17 protein-coding genes are annotated in these 18,020 nt (G+C 54.7%); 3 read left to right on the forward strand and 14 right to left on the reverse strand.

Annotated elements, in window-relative coordinates; translation table 11 throughout:
• The 12 genes from L2082_RS06155 to L2082_RS06210 form a co-directional block, all read right to left on the reverse strand.
• Positions 1–2,129 (reverse strand): TonB-dependent receptor (locus L2082_RS06155; protein ID WP_446011539.1); only part of this gene is annotated, 2,129 nt, incomplete at its 3' end.
• Positions 2,101–2,358, reverse strand: a complete 258-nt coding sequence (locus L2082_RS06160) for a hypothetical protein (RefSeq protein WP_446007971.1) — start codon at positions 2,356–2,358, stop codon at positions 2,101–2,103. The genes L2082_RS06160 and L2082_RS06155, both read right to left, overlap by 29 nt.
• Positions 2,359–2,846: 488 nt before the next feature.
• Entirely contained in the window at positions 2,847–3,608 is a 762-nt protein-coding gene (locus L2082_RS06165; RefSeq protein WP_446007970.1) for an ABC transporter ATP-binding protein, read from the reverse strand.
• Positions 3,609–3,610: 2 nt separating this feature from the next.
• Positions 3,611–4,711 carry a FecCD family ABC transporter permease gene (locus L2082_RS06170; RefSeq protein WP_446007969.1) on the reverse strand — a complete coding sequence of 367 codons (1,101 nt, stop codon included), beginning with the start codon at positions 4,709–4,711 and terminating at the stop codon, positions 3,611–3,613.
• Between the two features lies 1 nt (position 4,712).
• A complete protein-coding gene (locus tag L2082_RS06175) occupies positions 4,713–5,798 on the reverse strand; it encodes an iron ABC transporter substrate-binding protein (RefSeq protein WP_446011540.1) in 1,086 nt (361 codons plus the stop codon).
• Positions 5,795–6,577 carry a class I SAM-dependent methyltransferase gene (locus L2082_RS06180; protein ID WP_446007967.1) on the reverse strand — a complete coding sequence of 261 codons (783 nt, stop codon included), beginning with the start codon at positions 6,575–6,577 and terminating at the stop codon, positions 5,795–5,797. Before L2082_RS06180 ends, L2082_RS06175 begins: the two co-directional genes overlap by 4 nt.
• A 1-nt stretch (position 6,578) precedes the next feature.
• Positions 6,579–7,118 (reverse strand): FmdE family protein, encoded by a 540-nt coding sequence (locus L2082_RS06185; RefSeq protein ID WP_446007966.1) that lies wholly within the window; start codon positions 7,116–7,118, stop codon positions 6,579–6,581.
• Between the two features lie 24 nt (positions 7,119–7,142).
• Positions 7,143–8,072 carry a HoxN/HupN/NixA family nickel/cobalt transporter gene (locus tag L2082_RS06190; protein WP_446007965.1) on the reverse strand — a complete coding sequence of 310 codons (930 nt, stop codon included), beginning with the start codon at positions 8,070–8,072 and terminating at the stop codon, positions 7,143–7,145.
• A gap of 196 nt (positions 8,073–8,268) precedes the next feature.
• On the reverse strand, positions 8,269–8,886 hold the full coding sequence (locus L2082_RS06195) for a MotA/TolQ/ExbB proton channel family protein (protein WP_446007964.1): 618 nt from the start codon (positions 8,884–8,886) through the stop codon (positions 8,269–8,271).
• Positions 8,883–9,731, reverse strand: a complete 849-nt coding sequence (locus L2082_RS06200; RefSeq protein WP_446007963.1) for an ABC transporter substrate-binding protein — start codon at positions 9,729–9,731, stop codon at positions 8,883–8,885. Before L2082_RS06200 ends, L2082_RS06195 begins: the two co-directional genes overlap by 4 nt.
• Positions 9,732–9,917: 186 nt before the next feature.
• A complete protein-coding gene (locus L2082_RS06205) occupies positions 9,918–10,697 on the reverse strand; it encodes a hypothetical protein (protein WP_446007961.1) in 780 nt (259 codons plus the stop codon).
• Between the two features lie 168 nt (positions 10,698–10,865).
• Positions 10,866–11,528, reverse strand: coding sequence for a hypothetical protein (locus L2082_RS06210; protein WP_446007960.1), 663 nt, complete (start codon positions 11,526–11,528; stop codon positions 10,866–10,868).
• A 566-nt stretch (positions 11,529–12,094) separates the two neighbouring features.
• Here L2082_RS06210 and L2082_RS06215 point away from each other — a divergent pair.
• From L2082_RS06215 to L2082_RS06225, 3 genes are all read left to right on the forward strand, one after another.
• Complete coding sequence (locus L2082_RS06215; RefSeq protein ID WP_446007959.1) at positions 12,095–12,925, forward strand: Fic family protein; 831 nt, start codon at positions 12,095–12,097, stop codon at positions 12,923–12,925.
• A 270-nt stretch (positions 12,926–13,195) separates the two neighbouring features.
• Entirely contained in the window at positions 13,196–13,450 is a 255-nt protein-coding gene (locus L2082_RS06220) for a type II toxin-antitoxin system Phd/YefM family antitoxin (RefSeq protein ID WP_446007958.1), read from the forward strand.
• Complete coding sequence (locus L2082_RS06225; protein WP_446007957.1) at positions 13,447–13,707, forward strand: Txe/YoeB family addiction module toxin; 261 nt, start codon at positions 13,447–13,449, stop codon at positions 13,705–13,707. The genes L2082_RS06220 and L2082_RS06225 overlap by 4 nt, the downstream gene beginning before the upstream one ends.
• Positions 13,708–13,750: 43 nt before the next feature.
• Here L2082_RS06225 and L2082_RS06230 read toward each other — a convergent pair whose 3' ends face one another.
• Together L2082_RS06230 and L2082_RS06235 are read right to left on the reverse strand one after the other, a co-directional pair.
• Positions 13,751–15,805: an adenosylcobinamide amidohydrolase gene (locus L2082_RS06230; RefSeq protein WP_446007956.1), complete on the reverse strand. Its 2,055-nt coding sequence runs from the start codon at positions 15,803–15,805 to the stop codon at positions 13,751–13,753.
• A 104-nt stretch (positions 15,806–15,909) separates the two neighbouring features.
• Entirely contained in the window at positions 15,910–17,904 is a 1,995-nt protein-coding gene (locus L2082_RS06235) for a TonB-dependent receptor plug domain-containing protein (RefSeq protein ID WP_446007955.1), read from the reverse strand.
• Positions 17,905–18,020: the final 116 nt, after the last annotated feature.

Consider the following 18,020-nt stretch of genomic DNA (forward strand, 5'->3'; position numbering starts at 1 on the left):
TCCAGAGAGAGCTTCATCTCCTGCGTCTTGAGGATATTCGGCAGGGTATAGCTCATCCGCAGATCAACCACAGTGGCAGCATCCACCTCATCCCTGTTTTCCAGATCACTGTAACGGCTGCCAATATAGCGGAGCATGGGCACTATCTCAAAGGAACCGCTATGCCAGATCAGTCCGGCCTTGACCAACCATTCCGGGGTATCCACCACCTGATTGCCTTCAGCCTCCAGGGTACTGCCTGCATAGGTCAGATCATTATCATAGCTCATGGTGGTATAGGTGGGATTCAGGAACAGGGTCAGCTCATCATTGAGATAGGCATTCATCTCCATGTCCAGGCCATAGCCAGTGGCTTCTCCCACAAACTGATCATAGTTCAGGTTCACCCTGGGATCATAGATCGTGCAGACCAGATTGCTGTGGGTGCTGTAAAACAGGGTAGGGGAGAGGTCAAACCAAGCCCCCACATAGCGTAGTCCCAGGTCAACAGTATGGGTTTCCTCAATATTATAACCATCAAACAGGGTCTGCAGATTCATGCCCTGAGCCTGAAAGGTGGTCCGATTGGCACTGTAGAGATTTACCAGGGGCATATATTTATAGGGACGGATAAAGGTCTTGCCGTAACCGGCCCGCAGTTCTATTGCATCTGTGATCTGCGATGAGGCCGCCACAGTGGGCAGCAGGGTGTCATACTCTGTTGCCTCCCTGTCCAGATCCGGGGTGCGCTGCAAGGCATAGTCCGGGCCAGGGCCACTCATATATCCCTGTGAGTCTGCATCCTGGAAATGAAAATATTTCAGCCCGACCTGCCAGCTGAATATATCATGGGTTCCTGCCAGCTTGAAGTAGGGACTGTTGATATAGGTGGTTCCTCTGCTCGCCATTCTACCATAGCCTCGATAGGCCATGCCGCCACCCTTAACCGGTACATACTTCTGACTGTAAATACTCATGTCCGCAGCTTCAAAATGATAACCTGCTGTGGTCTTCATTGACATGGTTTCCCACACTGCTTCACCTATGAGGCCGGTTCGTTCAATATCTCGGATTCGTTTCCGTATCATTCCGCCACCCTTGCCCATCCCCTGAAAGATCGCCACATCCTCCCTGGAAGTATAGGGCTTCAGGTTGAGAGAAAGGGTATCTGTCAGCCCGGACTCCAACACGGCCATAAGGTCATCGTTCTGATAGGTGCCCCGGTTATAGTCATAGTAATAGATATCCTGCTTCACTTTCCCGGTCAGGGAGTTGGTAAAGCCTTTGTCATAATTTGCCCCAAGATCCTGGATATCATCCCAGCTCAAGGCCCGGTACAGGTGCTGTTCCAGATCATTATGGTTATACCAAAGCTTGACCATGGTCTTCTCGCCAAAGGGCTGGCTCATAGCAATATTCCCGTTAAAACGGGGCCCGAGACTCCCCTCTCCCCGCCATTTATCTGATTCAGCATAAGAGAACGAGCCGGAAAAGGCTGTCCCTGTCCCTGAGACTGCTCCTGAATCCAGACGGAGATAGGTTCGGGTGTAGGCATTGGAGCCCAGGCCCTGTTTGAACGCAACACCAAAATCTTCATGGGGCCAGTCTGGCCGGAGTTCCACTGCCCCGCCCCGTGAACCCACGCCTGTCCCAATATCACCGGGCACAGCACCTTTGTACACAGAAACAGCCTCCATGTTTTCCATGTCATAGAGATAGTCACGCGGGCCAATGGGATTGCCCCCGTAATTGGGCACACCTTCCACGGTCAGAGCACCAAGGGCACTCTTCACCCCGCGCACCCGAACACTGCTCATCTCAGCAGCCAGCCCGTTGCTGTCTGCACTTTCCACGTTAATACCAGACAGCATATCCAGGGTGTTATACACGCTGGTGGTGGCCTTGGTGCCCTGGATCTCTATGCCCTTGCTGGTGATCTCACTGCCGGTGTACACGGTCTCACTGGCCTGCCGGGTCGGGGTAATGAGCTTCTCCCCTGAGACAAGCACCTCTGGCATTTCTTTTGTATTCTCTGCATAAGCAGAGCTGTCCGGTGTGACTATTGGGGTGGACATAGCTACGGCTGTCAGGGTGATGAGTATCTTGCTGTTATATACTTTCTTACTGTACTGTCTGTTGTGTACGCTCATGCTCTTCTTGCTCCATGAAAAAATTCTCCCCTCGGCTGCGGAGATGGATAAACCCGGAGTCACCACCGGCAGAATGAAGACCATGCATTCCTTGGCATTGATGACAGGAAACCAGTTCAGCTTCAGGGAGAAAGCAGTAATACGTTTTTTGGAATATTATTATTTGATACGATCTACCATGCTTGACCACGCCCTGACAATGAGGCAGCAGCCTCATTTTTATGGGCAAAGAGCCTGCTTGACCCGGCAGGATATTTCAGATCCTGGAAAGCGGGGCAGTAAGGTTATAGTGAGGAGGATAGGTTGCTGACGGCGCAGCTAGGCGGTGCATGAGATATGAGATCCACGGCCAGTGGGTCATGGGGAGCCAGCCGTTTTCCGGCCAGACAGAGACCTAGCAGGAGGAGAAACAGGATACCGCCCAGAAACAGCAGACTGTTGAGCGGGCGTCGGTTCTCTTATGCCTGTATTTAATCGGATCGAATGCCTGCATTTGATCGGCACGAATGCCTGCATTTAATCAAACGCTGACACCCGTCGGAATCAAACGCTGACGCTCGTCAGGATCGAACGCTGACGCCCGTCGGGATCAAACGCTGACGCCCGTCGGGATCGAACGCTGACGCCCGTCAGGATTAAACGGTGACACTCGTGAGGATCAAACGCTGAGCATACTGAGGATCGGACGGTGATTCATGGCGGGCAGAGCTTATGACCCTACTGCACCGACCCCAAAGGCAACACCACAGGAATCCCGTCAATATCATGAATCGTGGCATGCATCCCAAAGACATCACGGATAGCACCCGGAGTCATGACCTCCCGGTCTCCGCAGGCGTGCAGGCCCCCATCCTTAATCAGGACAAAACGGTCAGCATAACGCAGGGCAATGGTCAGGTCATGGAGCACCGTGATGGTCAATAAATCCAGATCCTGAGTAACCTCGCGGAGGATGGACATGGTTTCCAGTTGGTTGCGCACATCCAGATGATTCACTGGTTCATCCAGCAGCAGAACCTTGGGTTCCTGGACCAGGGCCCGGGCAATGACCACCTTTTGTAGCTCGCCGCCGGAAAGCTCTGTAGTTTCGCGCAGGGCCAGCTGTTCCATACCCAGTCGTTGCAATACATCTTCCACCACCTCCAGGTCACGGGGCGTGACAGTGCGGCCAAAATGGGGCTTTCTGCCCAAAAGCACTGCATCAAAGACCGTGCAAAGGACAGTGCCGCTTTTCTGGGGCATATAGCCAATGCGACGGGCGATTTCCTTACCGGAAAGTCCGTTGAGGGCAACGCCCTCCACCATGACAGTTCCTTGCTTGGGCTTGAGAATGCCGTTAATGGTCTTGAGCAAGGTTGATTTACCACACCCATTCACACCAAGCAGGGCTGCCATTTCGCCCCGGCCCAGCCGAAAGCTGATGTCCTGCAAAATGGGGGTGCCGTTAAAGGCAAAGCAGAGTTCATTAAGTTCCAACATAATCAGTTCTTGCGCCTCCGGGTCAGTAAGTAGAGAAACAGGGGTGCTCCTGCAAAGGAGGTAATAATACCCACCGGCAGAATCACCGGAGGAATGAGGATACGGGAAATGATATCCGAGACAAGCAGGAGCAAGGCCCCGGTCAGGGCTGAGGAAATCAGCAGGTAACGATAATCGTTGCCCACAAAGAGGCGGGCCAGATGGGGGGCCATCAGGCCGATAAAACCAATAATCCCCAGAAAGGCCGTGGTCACGGCAACAGCCAGGGCAGAAAAGAGCATAGCCGTGATCCGCAGATGCCGGACCCGGATACCGAGGCTTGCTGCCACTTCATCACCCCAGAGCAGGGCATTATGTTCCCAGCGACCAATCAGGAAAAAGGCAAAGGCCACAAGAGCGGTGATCCCTATCAGGATGTTTTCTGTCCAGCCTGCCTTGCCCAGATCGCCAAAGGTCCAAAAGACAGAGGCCGCCACCTGGACATCATCGGCAAAATACTGCAAGAGCATGGTGGCGGCACCAAAAAAGGCGGATAAGGCCACCCCGGCCAGGATTACGGCCTCAGTGGTGACCCCTTTGAGCGAAGCAAGCATCAGGATAAAGATGACCGCCAATAGGGCCCCAACAAAGGCGCAAAGTACCACCAGGTTGGGCAGATCAATGGTGACTGCCGAAGATGCCGAGGAATGGGTCTGCCCGGCTCCGAGAAAGATGATGGCAAACGCGGCCCCAAAGGCAGCTCCCTGGGAAACCCCGATGGTAAAAGGGGAGGCCAGCGGGTTCTTGAGGACATTCTGCATTACTGCGCCGGCAATCCCCAGACTGCCACCGGCCAGGATCGCAGCAGCTGTTCTGGGCAGGCGGATCTGGTGGATGACATGGGCAGTCCGGCCTGTTGTTTCCCAATCACCCAAGGCCCTGAGTATCTCAGACCAGGGCAGAGCAAGGGAACCCGTGCGCAGAGAAAAGCCGGCAGCAAAAATGAGCAGGGCCAGCAAGGTGAGGCCAAAGAGGTTCTTTTTACGGAGAAGGCGCAGATAGTCATCAGCAAGCGAGGAGGTAGCTGAAGGTGATGAACCTGCTGTATTGACAGACGAGATCATATTACTCTCCCAACTTCAGCTGTCCAAAGCCGCCATACTCTTTTTCCAGGGCTGCATAGGCCTTCATCCCGATAAAGGCCTGAAAGATTTCATCGGCCTTGATCTTGGGATCAATATCCTGAAAACGATCCGGGTACAGGGTCTTACCAATAAAATAGGCATCAGCATAGGTGATTTCGATATTGGTGTGGTAGAGGTTATAGGGCATGACCAGATAGACCTGCTGTTTTTGCACGGCCTTGAGCTGTTGGTAAAAGGCGGTCTTCTTCTGATAATCCTGCTGCACGGTTTCCAGACCGCCTGCATCAAGAAAGATGATCTCCGGGTTCCAGGCCAGGATTTGTTCCGGATCAATGAAAACATGACCGGGCCTGTTGATTGCCGCAGCCACGTTCTTACCACCTGCCCATGCCAGCGGCGCATAGGCAGCCTCGGTGCTGGTGATCCCGTGGGTACCCTTAAAGGAGATAGCCCCGATATAGGCTGCACGTTGTTCCTTTTCACTGATGCCCGCAGTTCGCCGGGCCAGATCTGCCTGGAGTTGGTCAATGGTCGTAATGAGTTGGGTCGCCCGTTCACTCCGTCCCAGCAGTTTGCCCAGATGGGTCAGGGCGGTGCGCACACTCTGCACATCAAGAATACCCGGTTCACCGTAGTTCAGGGAATAAACCGGGATGCCGGTCTTCTCCTGAATGTTTTCCACCTGGGTCGTATCCTGTCCCATCGTGATGATTACATCCGGCCAGACCTCAATGACCTTTTCAAAGTTGGGCAACCTGCCCCCTGAACCGCCTTCACCGATAATGGGCAATTTCGGGGCAAGATCAACCGTTGCCAACCCGTACAGCCGCCCTGCCACGAGCCGCTTTTGCTCAATCCGTTCCATGCCCTTGACCAGATCCAGGCTCTGCATATAGACCAGAAAACGCAGGGCACTGCCCAGAGGAACCACGCTGCGGATTTTATCCGGCACCGTGACTGTTCGTCCGTTCATGTCCGTCAGGGTGCGGGTGCCAGCTTGCGCAGTTCCGGCAAAAGAGCCGATAAGAACAAGAGCTGTTATACCTGTTATCAGAATATTTTTCATGTTGCCTGCCATGTCATGATCCCCTTTTCCACTTCAGTACGATGGCTCACTGTTCCGTTGCTCGTAAAGCGGGCTGTGACTTCCCGGATCAGATCCAGGTTGGGTTCAGCCTTACTCTGGGTACGCAACATACCTTGTGCATGGGCAACCGCCTCTTCTTCTGTGCCTTGCCATTCCCAATGATCGCGGAACAGCTCAAGCTCTGTGAAGATCCCCATTGCTGCCAAGTGCTTCTGCACAGCCTTGGCACCAGGAGGCGGTCCAAAGGTCTGATCGTGGGCCTGAAAAACCTCTGCCAAAAAGGGATTCTCCCGCACTCCGCCCCAGCCGATATAGACGCACCAGTTGCGGGCGCAACGGTTCATCCGGGCAACATCCTCCGGGGTGCGCACAGCCGGGGTCATAGCGGCCCAGACAATATCAAAGGCATTTTCCAGCTGGTGCTCACTGATTGCTGCATCGTTCCACGGCATCTGGATGACATCAGCATTTTCTATGTCGTGCTCTTCCTGTTCTTTCTCAAAACGAAGAATCATCTCCGAGGAAAGATCCAATCCCGTCACCCGAGCTGCCCGTTGGGCCAGAGGCAGGGTATACACCCCGGTACCACAGCCAATATCCAGGATGGTTGCGCCATCAGGCTGGACACCGCGCTGCTCTGCCATTGCGATGATTTCTTGCGTTTTGTTCAGGTTCTTTTCATCAAAGGGCAAAGGATATTTCTCTGCCATCTTTTCCCAAAATTCCTGCTGCTGTTCCTGAGAGAGAGCTGGGTTCATCTCACCACCCCCTGGAGTAATCTGGAAAGCATCCCAGGCAGAGCTTCTTTCCCTGGTTTAGGCGGATTTTATGTTCCGGGGCGGCCTCACCGCATTCCTCACAAGTAATGTTATTGAAAAGACGGGCCTTGCTCGGTGGCAGATCCTCTGGTTCTGTAAAATGAAAGAGTTCTTCGACCGGGGCATTAAGAATTTTTTCCTGAAAAGCATCTCTGTCAGCCTGATTGCTCCGCTTGCCCTGCATCTTAAAATAGACACGGATCTTACGCCCATCCTTGCGACTGTAGAAGCTGAAGGCCTGTTTGCCCGTATCCCGGTAGATCAGATTGCCCTTGCCAATGCTGCAACCGGTCAGGACCTGAACTGCATCCACGCTACAGGAATCATTCTCTGTCACGCAGACTATCTCCTCATCCGGGGAAAAGTGGGTCTGCAAGCGTTCCTGAGCAGCCAGGGCCGCCCGGTAGCCGATGGCCAAGCCAGGGCAGGTGTGACCGTGAAATGCAACGCATCGTTTCCAGTTCTCTTTTTCTTCAGACATGAGTCTTTTCTCCTTTGTAATGATTTAAAACCAAATATTTCTGACAGAATGCAACATGGTGTAGGAGCCGATGCCTATAATCAGCAGGGCACTGACCACTCCCATCCGGCGGGCAAAGTCTAAGTTCTCGCCGATTTTATTGGTCAGCCGACCTGCCTGGGACAGAATCACCCCAATGCTCATCATAACTATCCCCAGCCCCAGACTAAAAAACAAGGTTACGCTCAATCCCTGAGCGATTTTACCGGCTGCAATGGCAGCCAGCAAGGTGGCAATGGCAGCCGGGCAGGGGATAATACCGCCGGAGATCCCCAGCATAAAGAGTTCCCAGGGGGTCTTTTTGCTTGTGGCCTGATCATGATGGCTCTGTTCCTTGTTGCTCTGTTCATGGCTTTCATGATTATGATGGACATGTTCATGATATCCATCATGCTCATGGTGATGGGTATGCGGGTGATGGTGCTCGTGGCTGTGTTCCAAGCTGTTCGAGTCATGATGGTGGTGGTCGTGTTTATGATCATGCTGATGCTCATCATGCTCATGATTATGAGTATCATGGTGATGAGTATGTGCATGGGTGTGCGGGTGATGATGATCATGACTGTGCCCTTGACCAAAGAGATGAATATGAGTATGACCGCTCTTGCCGGAAAGCCGCTGCCGGAGCATCCAGATGCCCACTGCCAGGATAATTCCCGCTGAAACCAAGCCCAGCCAGTTATGCAGTGTTTCTTCAGAATAGGTTCTGGAGAGGATTTGAGCAAGAATACCCAGGAGGATAACGCTGAAGGTATGGGTGATGGTGACAATCGCACCAAGGAGTATGCCGTCCCAGGCCCGCCCTCGTGTCCCGATCATATAGGCGGCAATAAGAGTTTTTCCGTGGCCAGGTTCAAAGGCATGTAAGGCACCAAGGGTAACTGCTCCTGAATAGAGCATAACAAGGTTTGTCATAGCGAATTGTGTTCATTTTATGGTTGAGAGTTTGGATGAGATACATTAACAGCTCTATCAACCATATTTGCACCGCCTATACAATAAGGCGGGAAGCTCATTTTGTCGGGAGGATTGCCCGGAAGGGTGGGTGGAAGGGGTGGAATGAAATGCAGAAGCTCCTTGAGGCAGCACAGGTGTCTGTTCCGGCTCTGTCTTATCCTCTGCCAGAGGTTCGTTCAAATACCACCTCCAGGCTGGTGGCGTACTTTTCCATCACATGGACGGCCCGGTTAATCCTGGTGTTGAAGAAATTATACGGGACGACTGCAATGATTGCGATAGTAAGCCCGGTGGCAGTGGTGATCAGGGCCTGGGCAATGCCGCTGGTGACCAGCCTGGGGTCGGCAAGGCCGCTCTCGCCAAGCATATTAAAGGAGCTGATGATACCCAGCACTGTTCCCAGGATGCCCAGCAAAGGCGCAAGGGTAATCATGGTGTCCAGCACCGGCATGAAGCGGCTCATCTGCTGATACATCCGGCCTGCTTCGGCCTCCATGGCCTTGCCCATATCATAGTCCCGATGCATAATACCCACGGCAAGCACCCGGATGACATGATCCTGACAGCCTGCGGTTTTCTCCTTGATCTCTTCCCATTGCCCGGTCTCGGCAAGAGAAAGAACCTCGTCCATCAGTTTCCGGTTCCGGTGTTTCTCAAGGCCGATCCAGAACAAAGCCCGTTCAATGGCCACTGTGCCCACAGCCAGGGAACAGGCCAGCAGGGGCCACATCACCGGGCCACCACTGCCCAGAATTTCATACACCTGCATCATTGTCCTGCCTTGAGTTCAGGGTGAATCAGTCCGGCAACCAGGGCAAGGGCCTCGGCAAAGGTGGCCGGGGAGGGGCTGCATACCAGGTCCGGAGGAACGATATACACCTGGTCTTTGTTCACGGCATGGAGGGGGAAACGCTGCCACTTGCGCTTTTCCTCTCCGGCAATGCCGGTTTCACTGCCCATGATGGCGATGATGATCACTTCAGGGTTTCGGGCCAGTATCTTCTCATAGCTCACTGTCCCGTTTTGTTGCTCGCCAATCACGTTGATAGCATTGCTCAAGCGGATAAAGTCATGGGTAAAGGAGTTGGCTGCTGCTCCGAAGAGCGGCGTAGCCCCGATCTGGAGAAAGACCTTGCGTTTGGGCAGGGCAGCCGCAGCAGTGCTTATGGCCTTTACCTTGTCTTCCATCTCCCGGATGACCTCTTCAGCCCGTTGTTCCAGGCCGAGAATGGCCCCGAGGCGACGAAACTGTGTACATATTTCAGCAAAGGAGGACGATTGGGGGAACTGCTCCACCCGCAGGCCCAGCTCCCTGAGCTTGTTCAGCTGTTGCGGCTGGGTCAGGCCGGTGGCAAGGATAAGGTCCGGCCGCAGGCTGAGGATCTTTTCAATGGAGACCTGCATGACCGAGCCGACCTTTGTCTTGGCTTTGGCGGCTTCCGGGCGGACGCAGTAGCTGGTATTGGCGACTAAGCGATCCTCTGCACCAAGGAGGTAGACGTTCTCGGTGTTGATGGGGCCCAGGGAGATGATGCGCTGGGGAAAGGTGCTGGCCTGTCCGTTGACAGGGATGGCGCAGGTCAGGAGGGTGATACAAAGGAGAAGGTATTTTCGCATGGGTTTACTCTCTACCCAGTGCGTTGCACCGGGCTGGGTATGTACAGCCCCTTTGGGGCATTATTATTGCGGTAAGGCCAACTTGTCACCGCCTCTCCGGCCCTGTCGCCGATCTCCTGGCAGATGGCAAGGCTCTCTGCTTCAGGTAGGTGAGGGTGTGTCGTAGTCGTCCCGTGTATGGTAAATCTAGCCGATGTTGTTCAGGGTGGTGTCTTCCTGACTCCTATCTTCAATCTCTTGGCTGATGGCAAGACTCTGCTCAAGTAGGGGCAGGGCTTCACGGTATTGAGCAATGCGGTACAGGCCATTACCTGCTTCGTTCAGGTAGTAGATCCGATCCTTCTTCTCCCCCTCCGGCAGCAGGGACGCTGCCTTTTGCCAGTACTCTGCTGCCTTGGCATAGCGCAACTGTACTTCCTGCAACTTGGCTTGGTCGGCATTGGTTGTGGCCGCAGAGATACACCGCTGCCTGGCTGTCTTCTCCATCTCCTCAATGGCCTTCAGGTCAAGGGCTTCAGCCTGGTTTAACAAGTCCTCGGCCTTGGTGTACTCACCCGCCTCAATGGCCTGCTTTGCCTCCTGCTTCAGGCGTTGCACCTCCGGGTCTTCGGACTGCACTGTTGCAAGCCGGGCCAGCAGTTCCTTGTGGGTGACAGCAATCTCCCGCAGCTTGGCCTTCCACTGGTCAGGTGGTACCTCCTGCTCCAGTAGTATGCCAAGGAATCCCTCAATAATCTGTTTCGTTTCACCCAGCTCTTCAGCGTACTTGGCAAGCAGTTCCGGCGGGACTGGGGGATGTATCGTGACATGACCGCCAACATCACGGCCGCTGCCTTTGCGGAACAACGGAGCAAACAGCCTGGTAATGAGAAAGTACAGAACACCAAGCCCTGTTAGCCCGGCCCCGCTCCAGGTCACTTCAGGATGATCCTTCAGATACTGCAATATGTTGACAAGCTCTTGCATGCGCTTTCCTCTCTTCAGTAATCAGGCAGGCCCGCTTGGGTGCAGCGAAAGTAGGAGCGACCGGCCGGTCGCCCCTACATGCCGTGCCACCCTTTTACCAGTGTGCCAATGGTTGCAAGATAGGACGGTGCGCTGGCCGATTTCCCATTGCAGACCTGGCTATCCCGCCTATTCACTCTTGACCGTAATCCCGAGCATCTCCAGAAGCTGGGGTGCATCCTCGCAGGCCAGCCGGGCAAGGCTGTAAAATTCGGACATGTTGCTGTCCAGGACATCAAGCCGGGCGTCGCGCTCCTGGGTGGCTTGTTGGGCCTCGCCGGTCTCTTTCACCTTGGCGGTATTGGCCTGTTCCGCTGCCTGGACCAGGGCAAAGGCGGCCTGGATCGCATCCTGATCCGAGCCGTATCGGTCGTACTGAGCCAGCAACGCGGAATCGGCCAGCAGGGCATTGAAAAAGGTCCGCGCCTGGGTCAGCCAGCCGGAAAAGGATTTCTTCCGCTCTTCGTTCAGGGTGAGTTTGACATAGGCGGCATAATCGTCCTTCAGGATGATGCGCCCAAGTTTGACCAGGCGGATATAATCGGTGTGGGCGGTGTGCCAGGCCTCCTGGAAGGCATGCGTGGCCGCGAGTTGCTCGCTGTATTCGTTTGCTCGCGCCATATACAGGTCAAAGACCTCCTGATACAGGGCAAGGAGCTGATTCAATTTATGCGGGGTATAGCCGAACACGGCCAAGCGGCTCTGCAATTCAGTGACATCACGGGCATTGGTCAGGCCGATATGGTAGGTTTCGAGACGTTGTTCAATGGATTGGTGAGAAATGCTGGACATAATGGCGCTCCTGGCTGGAATTATGGGAGAGATGGCCGGAAAAGGGACTGCGCAGCGCAGAAAAACGGCGGAGGAGTGCTCCTGAGCGATTTTTCAGTGCTCCTCGGTCATTTTGCCGCGCTTCGCACTCATTTTTCCGTGCTCCTTTGTCATTTTTCCGGGCGCAGCATGACTTTTCCGGCCTGCTGCATGAGTTTGCCGTGCTCCTGCCCGGTTTTTCCCTGGGGCTGAATGAATTTTCCCGCAGACAGGGCAGAAAGACAGGCTTTATCGTTTGATTTTATATGAAAATAATGAATTTGACGGGGATTGTCCAGTGTTTTCCTGCCGTTTTGGTGGGGATGAAGGGATTTTTTGTCTGCGGGACGGGGATCAAAACAGGTTGTACGGGCCCGGCATGTCGTGCCCCTCCCTTCCCATGGTAGAGGACAGTGTAATATAGAAAAATTTATATTTTCTGGTTCCCAAGCTCAGGCCTTTCCCGCCTTTCTTCCTGTGCGGGAAAATAATCATTTGGATTACGATGAAATAATGTTTACAATATCCTTTTAACAAAGAAGATTATTGTGCAGGAGGTACGAGATGAATGCAGTTCCGACCGCTCAGGCGGCAAAAAGTTTGGAAGAATGAGCAGGAATGAGCAGAGCAAGATATTAGAGAGCCTGTTACAGGATATTGATGCGTTCAAGCAGCGGCTTGATGCGGTCAGGCCGCTTGCGGGCAGGGAGATTCTTCAGGCCGTTGACACCGAATATACCTATGACAGCAACCGGATTGAGGGTAATACCCTGACCCTGCGGGAAACAGACATTGTCGTTAATAAGGGGCTTACCGTGGGGGGCAAATCCCTGCGTGAGCACCTTGAAGCTGCCAATCATTATGAGGCCATCGCTTTTATTCGGGAGCTTGCTCAGGACCAGACCTCTCTTTCAGAAACCATTGTCAAGCAGGTGCATGCCCTTATTCTGCGGGGCATTGATCAGGAAAACGCAGGTATATACCGATCCGTGCCTGTGGCGATCTCTGGCAGTCGCCATGTTCCACCGCAACCGTGGCAGGTGCCCAAGATGATGGAGGAGCTGTTTCTCCGCCTGGAAGCAGAAGCAGAGCAGATGCATCCTGTTATCTTTGCCGCTGAACTCCATGAAGGCATCGCGACTATCCACCCTTTTATTGACGGCAACGGCAGAACCGCCAGACTGCTGATGAATCTGGTCCTGTTACAACAGGGCTATGCCATTACCACTATTTCAGGGGAGAGTCAGCATCGGCTGGCTTATTATGATGCTTTGGAGCAATGTAATCTGGAACAGGACAAGACAGAGTTTCTTGTCCTGATAGCAAGGTATGTGCGGGCTAGTATGGAGAAGCTTGTTGGGCTTCTTGGTTCTTTGTAAAGGGGGAGGGGAGTTATTCCCCTTTCTGGTGCCTAGGCTCTGCCTGGGCACAGAGGCTGAGAAGCTCTGCATCGTGCAGGAAGCGGAGCTTTAGCGGATCAGGGTTCCCAAGCCGGAGCTTGGGAGCCAGAAAAACCGTTATCAGCAGGAAGAAAGCATTCCCGGCCTTTCCCGTCTTTCTTCCTGTCCGGGAAAATAATCATTTGGATTACGATGAAATAATGCGTACAATATCCTTTAACAAAGAAGATTATTACGCAGGAGTACGAGATGAATGCAGTTCCGACCGCTCAGGCGGCAAAAAGTTTAGAAGTCCTGATTGAAAAAATTATTGAAGATGCGGAGCCGACCATTCTGCTGAATGATAAAGGTGCTAAAGCCGTGTTGATGTCATTGGAAGAATTTAACTCCTGGAAGGAAACCCTGTATCTGCTCTCCAATCCCGCCAATGCGAAGCATCTGTACCAGTCACTTCAGGAGGCCGAAGCAGGCAGGGCTACTGAACGGGAACTGGTTGATCCATGAACCTGTTGTTCACCGAACCCGCATGGGCAGATTACATCTGGTTTCAGGAGAATGACCGGCGACTTTTAAAAAGAATCAACGATTTGATCAGGGAAGCAAAAAGAACTCCGTTTTCAGGCATCGGTAAGCCAGAGCCGCTGAAGGTGAATTTGCGGGGCTGCTGGTCTCGGCGGATCAATTCGGAACATCGGCTTGTGTATAAAGTAGCTGAAGATGTAGTGACCATCATTTCGTGCAGGTTTCATTATAAAAAGTGAGCCTTGGTTCTCGTACCCAAGCCCTGCTTGGGCACCGGAAACCTTATTGTTCTGCAACCCCGCTGAACAGCGCAGTCAATCCCTGAGCCAGCACCGGCGGCAGGGGGTCTTCTTTCTGCTCCGTGCTATAGGGTGCCGGCAGCGCAACCGGCTTACCGGCGATCTCCGCTGCAATGGTCCGGCACCAGAGGTCAATCCCGGCTGTATCCTGCACAAGCCCCTTGCCCGCATCATCTGCAACAGCCATGAGTGCAGTGATGAATCCGGCATATTTCGGGTCCAGCAGGAGTTGCTCCACCTTGGTGCGCAGGCTCCGGGCATTGCCGTCCTTCCCGGCAAAATATCTGCTCAGGGTACTCAGATCAACCTTGCGTTCTTTAAGCCGCTGAAAGACAGAGCGCCCGGTGACCAGGCCGTTCTGTTTATACACGGCCTCCTGCACCCCGGCATACACGGTCCGGGCGATGAGTTCGCCCATTTTGGTATGACCGCCGGTTGCATCAATGGGCGTTCCTTCCCCTTCCACCACGATGATATTGTCCGTGCCCGTGCCGGTGGCCCGGTTGCTGCGTCGGCTCCGTGAGGAGCGGATGTCCATATCCTGGAGTGCAGCGGACTTGGCCTCAGTGGCGGAGATCAGGGCGCGGGTCATGGCCCGGGGGCTGAGCTGCATATTGCTCAGCAGCAGGATATTGATGGTGCCGGGCTTCTTTTGGTTCATCCGCTCCTTGTCCAGGCTGTCCGGCTCGTAAAAGCCGCCCTCATCCGCAGCCATACGCAGGGCATTGCCCATGACCCCGGCCGTAACCAGGGCCGTGACCTCCATATCCCGGTACGCCTCCTTGACCACGGCCAGATTGTCCATATCAGCCCCGGTAAAGAGCATGGCCGTACTCTTGCCGTCCAGACCCAAGACCTTTCGGGTGGATCGGTTCAGGGCGGCCAACCCCTGCTGGTGGCCCAGGCCCCAGGAAGGCGGCGGGAAATAATGATTGCCCACCGTGCTGATCCCCTTGCGTTGCCCTTCCAGGGTGGAGACCACCTGCATGGGTTTGCTCAGATGGAGGAGGACGGTCTTGTTGCGGAAGTCCTTGATGTCGCTCTCCACGATCTCGGCCTTGTCCAGATAGGGCACCTCCAGCGGGATCGGCTTCCTGCTGACCACCTGCTCGGGCAGGACAAAGTTCTCCGGCTTGCCGAACGCCTCATTATAGATGCGGGCAGCCAGCCAGGCCGTGAAATAGCCCTGATGGGTGGCGGCCCGGCAGGTCAGGTCGCAGGGGAAGAAGAAGATCCGCTTATTGCGTACCGCATCCACCTCTTTCCAGCCCGGCTGATCCAGGATGCTCAGGGCCGTGCGGTCGCCGCCGCAGGCATAGAGCACCTGGGGATTAAAGTTCCGCCATTCCTCCAGGCTTACCGGGATAATATTCCCTGTTCTGCCGAACTCCGGGGCAATGCCCCCGGCAGCCCGGATGTACTCGTTCTGAAAAGAGTCATCGCCCGGAGCCATGAGGACATCTCCGCCCATAAGGCGCATGACCCGCTGTCGCTTTTCCCCCGGTATCTGGGCGGTCTTGCGGGCAATCAGGCTCAGTACAGCCTTTTCCTCAGCAATGATCTCCGCTGCCTTGTCCTCGTGTCCGAAAATACTGCCCAACAGAGCCAGGTGGGCGAAGCTCTGCTCCAGCGAGGAGGGCAAGAGCTGTACCAGGAGGGTGTCCTTACCGGCAAAGCGTTTTGGCACGTCCTTATGCAGATCAGCATAAAAGATCATGTCCGGCTCAACGGCAGCTACCCGGTCCAGGTCAGGCCGGAAGAAGCCGCCCATGATGACCTTACCTGCTGTTTCCTGGGGCAGGACTGAATGATAGGTGATGCCCTTGACCGCATCCCCGGCCCCGATGCGCAGCAGCATCTCGGTTACTGAGGGCACCAGAGAGACCACCCGTTGCGGTGCTGCCTGCACGGTGATTTCCTTGCCCCCTGAATCAGTGAAAATGAGTGGAAAACCTGCTCCCCATGCTGTCCCGGAGATGGAAAACACAAGCATGAGGAACAGGGTGATGCCTTGTATTGTCTTGTATTGTTTTTTCATTAATGGAATCTCTGTATATATTCATTCTACCTGTAGTAGGGGCACGGCGCGCCGTGCCCCTACACCGTTATTCCCCTTCCGGCACATGGACCATAGAGTTCGCATCAGTACTCCCACCGCAACGAAGAAAAGAGCGACCGGCCCGGCATGGGATACCCTTTCACATAGGCGTACTCTTCATCCAGGAGGTTGTTGATCTGTCCGCGCAGGGTGAAGCTGCCCAGGCGATCATCCTCATAGAAACGCCAGGAAGCATTCAGGTCGGTGACCGTGCCGGCATCCAGCTCAACCACCGGGGTTGGGTATGTCCCGGTCTCCCAGTCCTCCACATCCTGCGGCCCGCTATAGGCCACATTGAGGCGGCAGGAGATCCCGTCTCCGTTATTCACCATGACCCCGGTGGAAAAGTTCATGTCGCTGACATTCTGAAGATCCTCACCCGTGCTCTCATCCTCGTATTGGGTGAGCAGGGTCAGGTTGAGATAGGGCCGCACCTCCCATTCCCAACCAAGGGGCAGGCCCAGGTCATAGGAGAACTCGGCTTCAAAGCCTGCAAGGGTGGCATCCCCCAGGTTCTGCCAGCTCCTGGAGCCGTCTGCCAGATAATCAACAATGATCTTATCAGTAAAGTCAGTATAAAAGGAGGTGAGCGAGGCGTTGATCCCGCTGGTACTGAAGTCCAGCCCGGCCTCGTAGGTACGGCTGGATTCCGGTTTCAGCTCGGGATTGCCCACAGTCCGGGAGCCGAAGCGGGTGAATTCCGCAGCCAGCTGATCTGCCGAGGGGATCATAAAGGCCTCGGCATATTGTGCCCGCAGCTTGAGCTGCTCCGTAACCAGCCAGGACAGGCCGATCTTGGGCGTAAGATGGGTGTCGTCGGTGTTGCGGCCTGCCGGTTCTACCACCTCCACCTCGTACCAGTCGTAGCGCAGACCCATATCCAGGGTCAGGTGCTGGTCAGGCAAGGTGGTCTTGCCCAGGAGAAAGACTGCCGGGTTGCTGTAACTGGTTGTATTGGGGGTCCAGGTGTTTTCCACCTCATAGTCCAGCCAGTCAATGCCGCCGGTGATTCTGGTATGCCCGAAGGTTCCGGTTAGCTGGGCCTGAGCACCCTGCTGATCCGTGGTGTTGATGGCAGCAATGCCGTTATCCCAGCCGTCCGGATTGGACCCGGTGGGATCATTCCAGGTGTTCTCGTCCTTGCCAAAGAACCAGCGGGTCATCCATTGCCAGTGGTCTGCGCTGTCTGCGCCTGCATAGTTCAGATCAACGGAATAGTTCTCCTTGTCCGTGCTGTCGTCCAGGTCATTGGCAGAGAAATATTCAGGACTGCCGCTGTTATCCAGCTCAGAAGCGGTGACGATCAGGCCCAGGCGGTCTTTGTCTGTTATGGACCAGCCCAGGTTGGCACTGATGCTTGAGGCTGCATCCAGGCCGGTGTTATGGAACTCCTCGCCGGTCCCGGTTTCATAGGCATCCTGCCCGGAACGGGTGTAGGAGCCGGAAACGTCAAACGCACCCTGTTTCAGGGTGCCGCCGATGCGGGATTCGTAGGCACCAAAGGAACCGCCGCCTGCCTCGGCAAAGACGGAACTGCGCTCTGCCCTGCGGGTGATGATATTGACCACCCCACCCATCCCGGCAGAACCGTACTGCACTGCGCTCGGTCCCCGGATGATCTCAATTCGCTCCACATTACCGGTAAGCAGCTTGGCCACATTGCCTGTCCCGGCCCGACGACCATCCAGCAGCACCAGGACATGGCCCTGGAGGTCATTGCCGTGGGTATCGGTGCGGAAACCGCGCAGCCCCACCGAGGTCAGGCTGTTCGGGTATTTATGGATATGGCCGATGGACTTCTTGGCCAGCAGGTCACCCACATCAGAGGCACCGGACTGCTCAATGGCCTCCTGGTCAATCACCGTAACATTGGCACTGACCTCTCTTTTTGGCTCTGCTGTCCGCGCAGCAGTCACCACCACCTCGTCCATCATGACCGCCTGTTGAGCAGGCGTTTGCGTGATCGTATCAGCAAAAGCAGCTTGCGCACAGGCACCAGCTATGAGCTGAAAGGCCAGAACTGAATAACACTTCTTCATATTTTCTCCTCTGGTTTGATGTCCGAGGAGCTGCCTGCACAAGGCAAAAAAAAATCCCCGGACCAATTGAATACATTGATCCGGGGATGCCCTTTTTTTCCACGAATAACTCTACG

Source organism: Candidatus Electrothrix sp. (genome assembly GCF_052785085.1).

Excerpts from the sequence above, each read along its gene's own strand:
- L2082_RS06165 (WP_446007970.1), bottom strand. The coding sequence starts at position 3,608 with ATGTTGGAACTTAATGAACTCTGCTTTGCCTTTAACGGCACCCCCATT.
- L2082_RS06170 (WP_446007969.1), bottom strand. The coding sequence starts at position 4,711 with ATGATCTCGTCTGTCAATACAGCAGGTTCATCACCTTCAGCTACCTCC.
- L2082_RS06175 (WP_446011540.1), bottom strand. The coding sequence starts at position 5,798 with ATGAAAAATATTCTGATAACAGGTATAACAGCTCTTGTTCTTATCGGC.
- L2082_RS06180 (WP_446007967.1), bottom strand. The coding sequence starts at position 6,577 with ATGAACCCAGCTCTCTCTCAGGAACAGCAGCAGGAATTTTGGGAAAAG.
- L2082_RS06185 (WP_446007966.1), bottom strand. The coding sequence starts at position 7,118 with ATGTCTGAAGAAAAAGAGAACTGGAAACGATGCGTTGCATTTCACGGT.
- L2082_RS06190 (WP_446007965.1), bottom strand. The coding sequence starts at position 8,072 with ATGACAAACCTTGTTATGCTCTATTCAGGAGCAGTTACCCTTGGTGCC.
- L2082_RS06195 (WP_446007964.1), bottom strand. The coding sequence starts at position 8,886 with ATGATGCAGGTGTATGAAATTCTGGGCAGTGGTGGCCCGGTGATGTGG.
- L2082_RS06200 (WP_446007963.1), bottom strand. The coding sequence starts at position 9,731 with ATGCGAAAATACCTTCTCCTTTGTATCACCCTCCTGACCTGCGCCATC.
- L2082_RS06205 (WP_446007961.1), bottom strand. The coding sequence starts at position 10,697 with ATGCAAGAGCTTGTCAACATATTGCAGTATCTGAAGGATCATCCTGAA.
- L2082_RS06210 (WP_446007960.1), bottom strand. The coding sequence starts at position 11,528 with ATGTCCAGCATTTCTCACCAATCCATTGAACAACGTCTCGAAACCTAC.
- L2082_RS06220 (WP_446007958.1), top strand. The coding sequence starts at position 13,196 with ATGAATGCAGTTCCGACCGCTCAGGCGGCAAAAAGTTTAGAAGTCCTG.
- L2082_RS06225 (WP_446007957.1), top strand. The coding sequence starts at position 13,447 with ATGAACCTGTTGTTCACCGAACCCGCATGGGCAGATTACATCTGGTTT.
- L2082_RS06230 (WP_446007956.1), bottom strand. The coding sequence starts at position 15,805 with ATGAAAAAACAATACAAGACAATACAAGGCATCACCCTGTTCCTCATG.
- L2082_RS06235 (WP_446007955.1), bottom strand. The coding sequence starts at position 17,904 with ATGAAGAAGTGTTATTCAGTTCTGGCCTTTCAGCTCATAGCTGGTGCC.